Origin of the sequence: Methanoculleus sp. UBA303, from assembly GCA_002501655.1 — an archaeon.
GTDB lineage: Archaea > Halobacteriota > Methanomicrobia > Methanomicrobiales > Methanoculleaceae > Methanoculleus.
Window position 1 is genome coordinate 16,684 of record DANY01000008.1, and the last position, 13,338, is coordinate 30,021.

Genomic DNA, 13,338 nt, shown 5'->3' on the forward strand with positions numbered 1-13,338 from the left:
TCACTCAAGCTTCTTCTTGCCCAGGGATGATATGTAAGCGATCTCCTTGCCGGGTTCCAGGTCGCTGGCCTGCTCCTCGGTTACGGTGAGCTCGAACATATCAAAGTCCTTGACATCCATGAGCTGGATGGTTGCGCCGGCGATCGATATGACCTGCGCCGTCTTTCGCTCCACAATAGGGACATAGGTCTTCGCCGATACCGGCTGGACGATCGAGCGCTTGACACCGTCAAAGATACCGATGCAGTCGATCCGGGACTTGGCTGCCCCGTGCTTCCCGGGCTTGGATATAGCGATGGAGACAATCCTGCAAGGCTCTTCATCAACGACGACGTAGCGTCCCTCTTTTAGCTTTCCAACTTCTGTCTGTTCCTTCATATTGTCCCACACTCAACAAACGCGTGCTTAATGTATCTGGATTGCATTACATAAATACACCGTAGAAAGAGAGGAGGCACGAGGAGTCTTTGATGGAGTTCATCCGGGCATGCGACGACCTGGCAGGGGTTGTCAGGGATGCAGTGGCCGGCATGGTCGGAATGCCGGAAGCGGGGGAGTGCGTGAAGATGGGCGCGGACGGCACGCCCACCAAGAAGATAGATCAGGTTGCCGAAGATATCATCGTGGACTACTTCGCGCGCCACCCGTTCTGCCGGCGCCTGATCAGCGAAGAACTCGGGTGCGCCGATATGGGCGGAGAGAAAGGCACCATCTTCCTCGACCCGGTCGACGGCACCTACAATGCTGTGGTCGGGATACCCTTCTACGCTCTCTCCATAGCGTATGCAGAGGAAGGGATTGTGCAGGCAGGATACGTCCAGAACCTCGCCACGGGCGAGACGTTCCACGCCGTCCGGGGACACGGCGCCTACCTCGACGGGCACCCCATCCATGTCTCGGGGACATCCCTCCTCGAAGAGAGCGCCATGAGCGTTTACGGGCGGAAGTTCGACCCAACCCGCGTGCAGGAACTCAACCGGAAGATCCGGCGGTGGCGCCTCCTCGGCGCCTCCGCGCTCGAGCTCTGCTACGTCGGGTGCGGCCGCATCGACGGCTTTGTCGACGTGCGGGGGACGCTCCGCGTCACGGATGCGGCGGCGGGGATGCTGGTCTGCGAGGAAGCCGGCGGAACGGTCTCCGACCTTGAGGGGAACACGCTCATCTTCCCGGACGAAGTCTCCGTCGGGCGGAGCCTCGTTGCCACGAACAGCGTCGTGCACAACAAGGTCATCGAGTATCTGAGGTAAGCCGCGTATGAAGATCGTGCTTGTATCACGTATCGACGATGCGGATGCGCTCCGCTACACAGCAGACCTTGCCCGGGACCTCAAAGGCCTGGGGCATGACGTCGTCCTCGAAGAGGGCACGGCAAGGCACCTCGGGGGGGATGGCATATCCTTTGAAGCGATCGACGGCGACCTGGTCGTGGTCGTCGGCGGCGACGGGTCGGTCCTCCTCACCGTCCACCAGATGAAGAAGCAGACCCCGGTCCTCGGTATCAACTGGGGGGAAGTGGGTTTCCTCGCTGACCTGGAGCCCGACGAAGCCCGCGCGTTCTTTGCCGCCCATGAAAGCGGGTTTCAGGTCGAGCGCCGGTTACGGGTCAGCCTCTCCGTCGACGGGAGATGGCTCGGCGACGCCCTCAACGAGGCGGTCATCGTCACCGACCGGCCGGCAAAGATGCTCCGGTTCGGCGTCTACGTCGACGGGACGCCTGCCGAGCGGTTCAGGGCCGACGGCCTGCTCATATCGACCCCGACCGGGTCGACCGCGTACGCCATGAGCGCTGGAGGGCCGATCGTCGACCCGCAGATCGAGGGGTTCCTCCTCGTACCGCTCGCGCCCTACATGCTCTCGTCCCGTCCCCACATCATCAGCACCGGGAGAAACCTCGAGATCACCCTCGAGACCGAGAAGCCGGCGCACCTCGTCATCGACGGGCAGAGCACATTCGAACTCGAACGGGAGGCTACGGTCACGGTCAGAAAGTCCGACGAGTCTGCCCTCTTCGTCCATACCGGGAAACCCTTCTTCGAGAAGGTGAACCATAAACTGCGCAACCTCTGATACCTCAAACCAAGATTTTATGAGTGACCGCGGGGACTATCTCCACAGAGGAGTGAGCACGATCATGGAAGACCAGATGCGCACGGAGGTCTCCTACGCGGAGATTGCAGAGACGCTCAAGAATGCCCTCGACCTCCGGGGGTCACCGGTCGCGGTGAAACTCGCAAAGAGTCCCGACGGCATCCCCGAAGGGGTCGGGCCGGTCGGGGAGACAGTCCGCCACTGCCAGATGGTCAGCAGAGCCCGGCTGGACGGCGAGATCTTCTACGCGACCGCCGACAAACACGTCTGCATGGGGGGCGGCTGGGCCCTCGGGCTGAAAGAACTCACGAAAAGCCTCCGCACGGGGGAGTTCTACTACAAACTCGGCAAGTTCGAGAGCTGGGCCGCCTGCATGCGAACCATCGAGCGTGTGCCGCACGTCACGGAACTCGAGACCTACGCGACGGTCTACGCGCCGCTCGAGAAGACGCCGTTTGACCCGCACGTCGTCATCATCGTCGCCCAGCCCCGTGCGATGCTGAAACTCGCGCAGGCCACGCTCTATCAACTCGGCGGGCGGATAGAGTCCACGATGTCGGGGATCCAGTCGGTCTGCGCGGACGCGACCGCGCAGCCCTATCTCACCGGCAGGATCAACTACTCTCTCGGGTGCGACGGCTCGCGCCGGTTCTCCGGCATCGAGGATGACGAGCTCGTCATGGGCATCCCTGCCGAGATCCTCCCGGAGTTTGCCCGGGCCCTTTCGATCGTCACCGGGGCGCCCGGGTCGGTGCGGTGACGGGGCCCCTCTCACCGCCTATCTTTTTGGGCGCGCCTCCCGTTCAAGGGTAAAAGGCTTATCTTCCCGGCAGGTCAACTATTCAGCAGGTGGGTTTTTTTGCAGGTATCCATGAAGCTCGAGATGAAGGACCAGCCCGGACAGCTGGTTGCGGCCCTCAAACCGATCTCGGCCGTCGGGGGAAACATTATTGCGGTTATTCACCAGAGGGAGACCTCAACAGCCACAGAGACGCTGGACGTCCAGATCGTTCTGGAGCTCCCCGAGGGGCGCCTTCCGAACCTCCTCGAACTGCTCCGGGCGCAGGGCGTCAGCGTCGTGCGCATCGGCGAGGAGCGGCTCCTCTACGAGTGCACGCTGATCATGATCGGGCACCTGATGCATACGGACCTCTCCGACACGGTCGACCAGATCGACAGGACCGGTTCAGCCGAGGTGACGGAACTCTCCCTCGTTATGCCGGCGATCGACGCTCCCTCTTCGGCCCGTATCACCATCCGTTCGACCACCCGGGCGGAGATGAAGAGGGCGATCAGGATCTTGCGCGCCGTCGCGGAACAGAAGAATCTCCTCATCATCGAGCCCCTGGAGGATGCATAATGCGGATCGCACTCCTGGGGTTCGGCTCCGTCGGCCAGGGCATCGCGCGGGCTATACTTGCAAAAGACCTCGATATCATCGTCACCGGCCTTGCCGACTCGCGGAGCGGCACCATCGATGCCGGCGGGATCGACCTTCTAGCGGCGCTTGCCCGGAAGGGGGACGGCGGCCCCTGCGGTAACCCGGGCGTCAGCCCCGCGGACGTGGTGGCGAAGGCTGAGTACGACGTCCTCGTCGAGGTGACCCCGACGAACGTGGAGACCGCCGAGCCGGCACTGGGCCACATCCGGGCGGCCCTCCAGCGGCATAAGCACGTCGTCACATCGAACAAAGGCCCGATCGCCCTCGCGTATCCCGAACTCCGGGATCTTGCGGAGGCAAACGGCGTCCTCCTGAAGTACGAGGCGACGGTCTGCGGCGCTATCCCGCTTATCCATGCCATGCAGGAAGGGCTTGCCGGGAACACCATATCCCGGCTCTACGGTGTCTTCAACGGCACCTGCAACTATATCCTCACCAGGATGGCCGCAGAAGGCCTCACCTACGAGCAGGCCCTTGCCGAGGCCCGGGAACTCGGGTATGCCGAGGCGGACCCGACCTACGACGTCGAAGGGATCGACGCAGGCGTTAAACTGGTCATCCTCGCAAACACTATTCTCGATATGCATACTACGCTTGACGACGTGGAGAGGACGGGGATCACTCTCCTCACGCCCGACGCCCTGCAGCTCGCTGAAGACCTCGACTGCACCATCCGGCTCATCGGCGAGATCATCCCCGGGGCCGGGGTGCTCCGGGTATCGCCGCGGATCGTCCCGAAAGTCCATCCGCTCGTCGTCGAAGGAACGCTCAACGCCGTCACCGTGGAGGCGGACCTCGCCGGGGACCTCACGTTCATCGGGAAGGGCGCGGGTTCCACTGAGACCGCCAGCGCCGTGATCGGCGACCTCCTCTACATCCGTGACCGGCATGTCCAGGGTTCTTGAACGGAGAAAACAGTATCTACGGCTGATGCGTCAGGTGACGCTTGAGAGAGGCTACTTTACGGTGGCCGATATTGCGGGGGCCTTCGATACCCCCCGGAGCACCGTCCAGGACTGGGTGAACCGCCTCATCGAGGAGGGATGCGTCCTTCTCACGGAGGAGCAGCGGGGACGGCACGCCGCCCACTACGCGGCGAGCAGTGTGGTCCCGGAGAGCGCCTGCCGCCGGATCTTCACCACCGTCGACGGCAGCGAGGTCGAGATCTACCATGAGTGCATGAGCGGGGGGTGCGCCGCCTTCTGCGAGTTCCACCATGCCCGCGCCGGCGGCGCCCTGCAGTCGGTCCACCGGGACGGGACCCTGCTCCGGGAACGGGCGATCCTCGGGCGGCGGGACGTCGTCGTCGGGCTCGACCCCGCGCCGGCGGTCGGGATTGTCGGCGTCTTTCATGAAGGCGACTACATCCACCAGCAGATCAAGTGCATAGGAGGCCCGGCCTACTCGCTCACCGATATGATGTCCCTCGCTGCGGGCGTCTGCGGCGTCACCGTCCACCGCGAAGGACCGGTGGTCGAGGGCGAGGTGACCACCCGGGCGCTCGTCTACGTCGCCATCGGGATCGACGACACCGATACCGAGACCGAGGGTGCGACGTTCGCCCTCGCCCTTGCCCTCCTCCAGCACCTCGCAGAACTGGACGGCGTCATGCCGATCGGCCACCGTGTGGCGATGCTCAACCCCCGGCTCGAGAATCGGACCGCCGGGAACTCCTGCAGTTACATCGAACTCGCTGTGGAGCCCGGCCAGGTTGCGCGGGTCGAGGAGTCCGCCGTGCGGTTCGTCGCCGACGAGGCGGCGTCCCGGGAGTGGGGGATAGCCGTCCGGCAGGGGTTCCGGATACCGCGAGACCTCCGGGCCTACGGGAGGAGCGCGCGAGAGGCGGTGCTCACCCGGGATACGGCCGAGGCGACCGCCGAACGGTTTGGGGCCCGTCTCCACGGTGGCCGGGGCGTCATCGGGGCGCTCGCGGCCGTCGCGCTCGTGGGGCTCCCGCACGACGTGCTCCTCGACCCGCAACTGGATGTCTGTGCTGATTGGGAATCGTCGGCGTGAGGAGCCGGGGTTTACCACCCCCGCGGAACCCCAGCCCCCACTACCCATAAATACCCGGATGCAGCAGATACCCCTCACTGAGGCGAAGCGCAGTGAGAAGCGAGCTTGAGCATGAGATCGGGAGACTCTCCTCCCTCGCCCGGGAGCGCGGCGCGGAAGCGCGGCGGATAGCGGCCCACGACGTTGTCGTTGCGGAGTGGGTGCGGTTCAAGTGCCGGTTCGGGTGCAAAGGCTACGGGAAACATATGTCCTGCCCGCCGTATGCCCCTGCTCCCGCCGAGACCCGGCGGCTGCTCGCCGAGTACAGCACCGGCATCCTCCTGCGGTTTGAGGGCGTGCCGGGGCATCCCGACCTGAAACCCGAAGAGATACCGCTCGACTTCCACCCGTTCTTCCGCGACCTCATCCTCTGGGTGAACTCGACGGTGCATTTCCTTGAAAAGACAGCTTTTTACGACGATTTCCCCAAGGCGTTCGGGTTCGGGGGATATCCCTGCATATACTGTGAACACCAGCACTGCGTCGCCGAAGAGCACGAAGGAGTCGTCGACGAGAGCATCCGCAGGCTTTGTCGGCACATGGACCTCGTCCGCCCGACGATGGAGGGCGCCGGGATGGACGTCTTTTCCACCGCCCGGAAGGCCGGGTGGGACCTGCACGTCATACCCTGCAGGGACCTCGAGTACGGAAAGATCGTCCACGGCAACATAACCTCGATAGGGCTCGTCCTCATCGAGTGATGCGTCGGCCTTCAGTCGTTCCGGAGACCCCGGATGAACTCCTCGGTCATGCGGCAGGCGTCGTCGTCCCTGACCTGCACCGGGGGGTGCTTCATGAAGTAGGCGGACGGGGACGTCAGCACGCCCCCGATGCCTCGGTCGAGGGCGACCCTGCAGCACCGGATGGCGTCGATGACGATCCCTGCGGAGTTGGGGGAGTCCTCGACGGAGAGGCGGAGGTCGATGTGCATGGGGACGTCCCCAAAGAGCCTTCCTTCCATGCGGAGAAAGCAGACCTTGTTGTCCTTCTGCCAGCAGACGTAGTCGCTTGGGCCGATATGAATATCATCATCGTCGAGGGGTTTTTCGAGGATCGACTGCACCGCTTCGGTCTTTGATCTCCTCTTTGAGGCGAGGCGGTCGCGATTGAGCATATTCAAAAAATCCGTGTTGCCACCGGTGTTCAACTGGTAGGTCCGGTCAAGTTTCACACCCCGCTGCCGGAAGAGGTCGGCGAGGACCCGGTGGGTGATCGTCGCGCCGAGCTGGGCCTTGACGTCGTCGCCGATGACCGGGAGGCCTTGTTCGCGAAACCTCTCCGCCCACGCCGGGTCGCTTGCGATGAAGACCGGCATGTTGTTGATGAAGCCGATGCCCGCCGCGAGCGCACACCCGGCATAGAATCGTGCGGCCTCCTCCGACCCCACGGGGAGGTAATTGAGCAGCATCTCGGCTCCCGAGTCCTCGAGCGCCCGGATGATATCCTCGCCTGATGCCTCCTCCTCGTCGGCGAGCACGAACCTGGCCTCCTCCTTGTAGTCCTGCATGTGCTCGGGAAAGCCGTCGAGCACCCGCCCCATCCGGACGGTCACCCCGGTCCTCGGCATACCGGGACAGAAGATGGTGGTGCAGTTCGGCGGGGAGAATATCGCTTCGGAGACATCCTTTCCGACCTTCCTCGCATCGATATCGAACGCTGCAACCACCTCTATCCCGGACGGCAGATAGCCGCAGAGGTCCCAGTGCATCAGACCGGTTGCATCCTCCTCGCTCCTCCCCCGGTAGTATTCGATACCCTGAAGCAGCGAACAGGCACAGTTCCCGACGCCCACAATTGCAATCCTGATCGTGTCCACGTTCAGCCCCCCCCGGAGATTCGGTATGCTGCTGAATGCACTCCTCTCACTGGACGGATGTGTTCAGCACCATTTGAGAAGACGCAACTGTGGAGGCAGTTGCGTTTTCGACTATAATACGGAGCGGGAAATATAAGGGTATGGTTCGGGAAGCGCGGGAGGGTCCATGCTCTGTGACGCGGGACGGGGTGCCGGGCGCTCTCTGCATACTTGAGAAGGGCAGCAGGGGCAGCTGGTTAATGGGAGGCCCGGGGACCCTGATCGATGGGGCGCGAACGGGGCGATCAAGATCATGCGAAAGGTAGCCGGGTCAGCCGACCGGGCGAAGAAGGCTCGCATGTGCATCAAATTGCCGGGGGACTCCCCCGGCAGGTCCCGTCCAACCGACGCGGGGTGGTTGTCCCGGAAGCAGCGTTGTGACGGTCAGCTCCTCCTGAGGACGAACCAGAAGATACCCCCCATCCCGGCAGGATATCTGGTTCCTCTGATTTTACCCGGAGGCGATGAGGTTGATCCTGCTCCCTGCAAAAGGTATATCTAGAGGAGATGCTATAGGGGGCCTTCGTTGTAATCCATGACAGAAGTATTCCTCTGCACAAACGGCTGCGTCGAGGGGCAGCTCAGGACAAAATTCATCGAGAGGTACCTGAGCGCTCACGCTCAGGATGTTCATGTGGCACCGGCGATAGGGGATGCTGATATCGTTCTCTTCTACGCATGCGGCCTCACCAGCGAGAAAGAGGGCCATTCTCTGAGCATCATCGGGGATCTCAAGGGGAGGATGCAGCGGGATGCTGAACTTATCGTCTGGGGGTGCCTCCCAAAACAGAACCCGCAGGCGCTCACAGGGATCTATGATGGCCCGATCATCGGTCCGATGGATACGGATCTCTTTACCTCTCTCCCGGGCGCGAATGGCATCTCTCTGGAAGGCATCGACCATTCGGCGGCCGAGAATGAACTGACAACCATGGCCGCGCCCAGCATCCACGGCTGCAATAGCATCGACCTGCTCACCACCGCGCTCCTCCTCTATAAGCGCGGGATAGACCTCTTCGGCTCCCGCAGGCAGGGACACTCAGCGATCTACTATATTCCTATTGCAACCGGGTGTACCGGGCACTGCACCTACTGTAGCGAGCGCCCGGTGTTCGGGAACGCGGTTCATAGCCGCCCGATCGAGGGTATCGTCTCAGAGTTCCGAAGCGGGCTGGAACGGGGATACAAACGTTTCTCGCTGGTCGCCACGGATCTCGGGAGTTACGGTGTCGACACAGGCTGCCGCCTCCCTGACCTTCTCGAAGAGCTGATCGGTATCGGCCCGACCGGCAACTGTTCAATCCTTCTCAACCAGATCGAACCGCACCATCTCCAGGGGATCTACGATGACATGGAACCCATCTTCGCTTCGGGGAAGATTGAGATGGTGATGTCACCCGTCCAGTCGGGGAGCAACCGGATCCTGAAACTCATGGGCCGGCACTATACTGCTGAGCAGTGGAGGGCGCTCATGCTGGATATCTACCGGAACTATCCCCGGATCCGGCTGAACACCCAGTTTATGGTGGGGTTCCCGACAGAGACGGAGGATGATTTCACCGCAACGCTGGATCTCCTCAGTCCGCCGCTCCGGCTCGATGAAGCCCATATATTCAGGTTCTCTCCGAGGCCGACGGTTGCGGCCTCCCGCCTTCCGGATCAGGTTCCCGATGACGTCAAGGAGGCACGGGCTGCACGCCTGTTGAGCGGGTTTGCCAGGAACGGCATATAGCGGGCGGAGGTGGCGCAGGCGCCCCGGGTCGTACCGTTGTTATTGTCCGGGGCAGTATTGCAGAATCGCCTTCTGGGAGATGGAACAAGTTCGTATGATTCGGAAGATGGCGTGTACGGGGTTCCTCGTGTTACTCGTGGTATGCGTGAGCACGACGGCCGTCCTCGCGTTTATCCAGGCAGGCGGTACATACGCCGGCCACGCTCCCGAGAAGAACGCCATACTGGTCGCAGCCCACGATAGCCCGGAGGCGTCAAAGATGCTCGCGGATTACACCTGCGACGGCATTGCCGATCAGGTGGAGATCCAGCAGGCCATAGACGCGTCCCGATCAGGAGGGGCAGCCGTCGTTCTCGCAGAAGGGACGTTCAATCTCAGCGGAAACCTTGTGGTGCCCGGCAACACCCTCATCGAGGGGAAGGGCGATACCCTGACCCGTCTCCGCTGGACAGCCGGCCGGCTCACCGCATACCGGGGAGAGAACATAACGCTCAGAAATTTTGAGACGAGTGGAACAGGGGCGATATTTCTCTTCAACTGCAACCACGTCTGGGTTCATAACATCACCGCACGCGTCGACGCCTCCCTCGGCGGAGGAGCGTTCTTCGTCTGGGTGCAGGATGGCGTCTCTGAGGATATCGAGTTTGTCGGCTGCAAGGCCATCGACTGCGGGCGGATGGGGTTCATGAACGACGGCGGGGGGTCCCCAAGGCTTATCCGGGATATTCGCTACATCGATTGTCAGGCCGTCAACTCAGGAAGGTATGCGAGGTTCACCCCATACGGGGAGTGGACAACCGGCTTTGCTATAGCGGAGAACAATGACCTTGCCGATGCGGTCCTCACCGGCTGCCTGGCCGAGGGTTCGTTCGAGTCCGGGTTCCATGTTGAGGATGCTCCTGAGATCACAAACCTGATCTTCAGGGACTGCATAAGCAGGGATAACGGCCAGAAGCCGGATACCTTCTACAACCCGTCAGAGGAGTCGCATGGGCTTCACTTCGGTTCAGGCTACTGGGTGCAGGGAGGAACCACGCTCTACAACTGCGTATCCGGAGGCAACGGGAATGCGGGTTTCTCCGTGGGCCCGGGAGCCCGCCTCTACAACTGCACCGATGACGGGTCGAGGGTGGGGTTCCGGCTGGTCGATACACACGATGTCTCTCTTGAGGACTGCTCCAGCCTGAACGCAGGGGCTTATGCGGTCTATGCGATCGAGGCAGAGAGGGTCGTGACGGAGGGTCTGAAGATGATCGACCCGGCCGGCGTCGATGGGAACGGTGCGTTCTTCGGCACAGCGGCGCACCCGGTCCTCGACAGCCGGTTCGATATCATCGGCCGGAACGGCGGGGCGATCCGCACAATCTACAGTGAAGGCTGCCGGGACATCACGTTCACAGGTGTTATACGGACCGACCACCCGGACCCGGTCGTCATCACGAGAGGCGAAGGTGTCGATACCCGCAGGCTGCAGATCCTGGCCGGAGAAGAGATCCCGGATCCCGGTCGAGATGGGGGCTGCGGGCTGAAAAATCTCCTGATGAGGATCATTACTGGGTTCCTATGAGGATAGTCCAGGTTACACCCTACTACCCACCGCACACCGGGGGCATCGAGCGGTACGTCCATAACCTGAGCAGGGCGCTTGCCGGTCGGGGCCACGATGTCACCGTCCTGACCGCGAACATACCGAAAGGCAGCCCGGTCGAGACCGACGACGGGGTCGTGGTGGAGCGCTGCGCCTGCCTGGCGCGGCCCTTCAACGACCCGTTTGTGCCCTCCTTCTTCAGGCTCGGCGGGGGCGTCGCAGGAGCCGATGTCCTGCATGCCCATAACGCCTACAGTTGTGCTGCGTTGAGCGCGGGCGTTGCCCGGCGGAGGTGCGGCACACCGACCGTTCTGACCCATCACGGACAGCATATGTTTGGGAGTCCCTTCAAGGACCTGTTCGTGACGCTTTACCGGAGAACAGTCGAGCACGGGCTCGTCCACCGGATGGACCGGGTTGTTACGCTCTCTCCTTCGGATGCGGACTACGTCTCAGCGTTCGGCATCAGGAAGGAGAGGATCTCCGTCATACCGAACGCGATCTGCCCGGAGGACTTCCTGCCCCACATCAATGAGGATACGACCGGGTTTGTGGAGGCGCACCGGCTCGAGGGGAAGAAGAGGGTGCTCTTTGTCGGGCAGATATCGACGAGGAAAGGCGTCGACGTGCTTCTGCGGGCGATCAACCTGATCGTACACGGGCAGGGCCGGGATGACCTGGTCTTCCTCTTCGTCGGCGACGGTGATTACCGGGATAAGGCCCGGGAGCTCGCCCGCGGTTACCGTATCGAGGGATATGTCCGGTTCCCGGGGAAGGTGGGGCTCCATGACCTCGTCTCAGCATACCGATCCTCGGACGCGTATGTCCTCCCTTCACTCTCGGAAGGGATGCCCACGGTGATACTCGAGGCCATGTTCTTCGGCCTGCCGGTCATCACGACCGACCTGCCCTGCCTCAGGGACAACTTCGGCGACCATGCGGTTCTGGTACCCGTCCGGGATGAGCACGCGCTGGCCCATGCCATCACCGGGCTCCTCGACGATGCTGCACGCTGCCGGCGGCTCTCAGAGCGGGGGAAGGAACTTGTCCGGTCGAACTACACCTGGAACAACGTTGTGCTCGCATACGAGCGGCTCTACGAGCAGATGACCGGCTGACAGAAAACTGGGGTTTTCGGGGTGCAAGCAAGCCCCCGGCTTGAGCCGTGGGGAGAATTGCACCCCCTGGTCCGTTCACGAATCCCCCCGCCTGGGATACTTTATAGCCAGGTGAGTGCCAACAGGTCTCTGGAGTCAGGAATGCGGCACGTCACCCGGTACCGAGCATATCCCTCGCAGAAGGTTGCAGGGCGGCTGTTCAACGGCTTTACGAGGTGTACATTTGTCCGGAACTGGTGTCTTGAGAACAACGTATTCCGTGATTCTTGTCTCCCCGACCTCAAGAAGCAGTATCCCGAACTCAAGGACGTACAGAGCCACGTTCTGCAGAAAGTGATCCACCGGATAACCCACAGCCTCAGCGCTCTGCGAGCGATGAAGGCGAAGGGAAGAAAGGTCGGCAAGCTCCGGAAGAAGTGGGTTCACTCGATGGAGTATGATTCGACCGGGTTCAAACTCACGGGGAACCGTCTCTGGCTGAGCAAGATCGGGGAGCTGCGGATCGAGCTCAGCCGCCCGGTACCGGGCAGAATCAAGCAGATCGTGGTCAAACATACCCCGGCTCACCAGTGGTTCGTGGCGGTCGTTTCCGAGACCCCCGATACCCCGGAGCCGACTGCCGGCACCCGGGCGGTCGGGATCGACCTGAATCTGGAGAACTTCTCCACCGACACCGATGGTGTGGTCTTCCCGCATCCGCACAACGTCAGGAAGTCTGCGAAGCGGCTCCGTCGCGCTCAGAAGAAATTATCGCGGGCCGTGAAGGGGAGCAGGAACCGCCGCAAGCAACGGGTCAGGGTTGCCCGGATCCACGAGCAGGTGGAGAACCGGAGGAACGACTTCCTGCATAAGTGGAGCCGATACTATGTTGATCGATATGATCACATCGCGCTGGAACACCTGAACATCAAACCGATGGTCGAATCGCTGGACGCGAAACTCCGCGGCAGATCCAGATCCATTCTCGATGCCGCGTGGTACAAGGCCCGGGAGTTCATACGCTACAAAGCTGCGAATGCTGGTAGGTATGTGCATCTGGTCGATCCGGCCTACACGACCCAGGACTGTTTCCTCTGCGGGCACCGGGAGAAGAAGGATCTCTGGCAGCGAACCCATGCCTGCCCGGTCTGCGGCTACACTGTCCCGCGAGATCTGAACGCCGCGCAGAATATTCTGAAACGAGCAGCCGTAGGGTGGGGCACACCCGAATCTACGCTTGTGGAGATCAGAACCACTACACCGCCAATCCTGGTGGTGCAAGTTCCGGTCAACGAAGCAAGAATCTCCAGGCTTTAGCCCGGGGAGAGTGTCAATGCCTATGTCGTCCCTCGCCGCGGCGTATCCAGACCCGGCCCTTATGGAGAATATTACTCCCGGACTGCCGCTACCGGGAGGTTCCGCCCCGTGAATGCATGGTGCGGGGAAGCGGACGGGGGATGGACGTTACCGTCGTGCACCGCC

General features: G+C 62.1%; 13 protein-coding genes. 11 read left to right on the forward strand and 2 right to left on the reverse strand.

Annotated elements, in window-relative coordinates:
• Entirely contained in the window at window positions 1–378 is a 378-nt protein-coding gene (locus BP846_RS01495) for a translation initiation factor IF-5A (RefSeq protein ID WP_292392271.1), read from the reverse strand.
• A 92-nt stretch (window positions 379–470) separates the two neighbouring features.
• Here BP846_RS01495 and BP846_RS01500 point away from each other — a divergent pair, with 92 nt between their 5' ends.
• From BP846_RS01500 to BP846_RS01530, 7 genes are all read left to right on the forward strand, one after another.
• A complete protein-coding gene (locus BP846_RS01500) occupies window positions 471–1,247 on the forward strand; it encodes a bifunctional fructose-bisphosphatase/inositol-phosphate phosphatase (RefSeq protein ID WP_292392272.1) in 777 nt (258 codons plus the stop codon).
• 7 nt (window positions 1,248–1,254) lie between these two features.
• A complete protein-coding gene (locus BP846_RS01505) occupies window positions 1,255–2,067 on the forward strand; it encodes an NAD(+)/NADH kinase (RefSeq protein WP_292392273.1) in 813 nt (270 codons plus the stop codon).
• A 64-nt stretch (window positions 2,068–2,131) separates the two neighbouring features.
• On the forward strand, window positions 2,132–2,848 hold the full coding sequence (locus BP846_RS01510; RefSeq protein ID WP_292392347.1) for a DUF169 domain-containing protein: 717 nt from the start codon (window positions 2,132–2,134) through the stop codon (window positions 2,846–2,848).
• Between the two features lie 111 nt (window positions 2,849–2,959).
• A complete protein-coding gene (locus BP846_RS01515; RefSeq protein ID WP_292392274.1) occupies window positions 2,960–3,448 on the forward strand; it encodes an amino acid-binding protein in 489 nt (162 codons plus the stop codon).
• The gene (locus BP846_RS01520) at window positions 3,448–4,434 is read left to right on the forward strand and encodes a homoserine dehydrogenase (protein ID WP_292392275.1); all 987 of its coding nucleotides are present in this window, start codon (window positions 3,448–3,450) and stop codon (window positions 4,432–4,434) included. Before BP846_RS01515 ends, BP846_RS01520 begins: the two co-directional genes overlap by 1 nt.
• Window positions 4,418–5,545 carry a helix-turn-helix domain-containing protein gene (locus BP846_RS01525; RefSeq protein WP_292392276.1) on the forward strand — a complete coding sequence of 376 codons (1,128 nt, stop codon included), beginning with the start codon at window positions 4,418–4,420 and terminating at the stop codon, window positions 5,543–5,545. Before BP846_RS01520 ends, BP846_RS01525 begins: the two co-directional genes overlap by 17 nt.
• A gap of 92 nt (window positions 5,546–5,637) precedes the next feature.
• Complete coding sequence (locus BP846_RS01530) at window positions 5,638–6,285, forward strand: DUF2284 domain-containing protein (RefSeq protein ID WP_292392277.1); 648 nt, start codon at window positions 5,638–5,640, stop codon at window positions 6,283–6,285.
• 11 nt (window positions 6,286–6,296) lie between these two features.
• Here BP846_RS01530 and BP846_RS01535 read toward each other — a convergent pair whose 3' ends face one another.
• Window positions 6,297–7,400 (reverse strand): inositol-3-phosphate synthase, encoded by a 1,104-nt coding sequence (locus BP846_RS01535; RefSeq protein WP_292392278.1) that lies wholly within the window; start codon window positions 7,398–7,400, stop codon window positions 6,297–6,299.
• 574 nt (window positions 7,401–7,974) lie between these two features.
• Between BP846_RS01535 and BP846_RS01540 the strand changes: the two genes are divergently transcribed.
• The 4 genes from BP846_RS01540 to BP846_RS01555 all read left to right on the forward strand — a co-directional run bounded on the left by BP846_RS01540 (window position 7,975) and on the right by BP846_RS01555 (window position 13,173).
• Window positions 7,975–9,171 (forward strand): radical SAM protein, encoded by a 1,197-nt coding sequence (locus BP846_RS01540; RefSeq protein ID WP_292392279.1) that lies wholly within the window; start codon window positions 7,975–7,977, stop codon window positions 9,169–9,171.
• Between the two features lie 94 nt (window positions 9,172–9,265).
• Window positions 9,266–10,738, forward strand: a complete 1,473-nt coding sequence (locus tag BP846_RS01545) for a hypothetical protein (protein WP_292392280.1) — start codon at window positions 9,266–9,268, stop codon at window positions 10,736–10,738.
• Window positions 10,735–11,877, forward strand: a complete 1,143-nt coding sequence (locus tag BP846_RS01550) for a glycosyltransferase family 4 protein (protein ID WP_292392281.1) — start codon at window positions 10,735–10,737, stop codon at window positions 11,875–11,877. The genes BP846_RS01545 and BP846_RS01550 overlap by 4 nt, the downstream gene beginning before the upstream one ends.
• Before the next feature lie 141 nt (window positions 11,878–12,018).
• Window positions 12,019–13,173: an RNA-guided endonuclease InsQ/TnpB family protein gene (locus BP846_RS01555; protein WP_292392282.1), complete on the forward strand. Its 1,155-nt coding sequence runs from the start codon at window positions 12,019–12,021 to the stop codon at window positions 13,171–13,173.
• The last annotated feature ends 165 nt before the right edge of the window (window positions 13,174–13,338 follow it).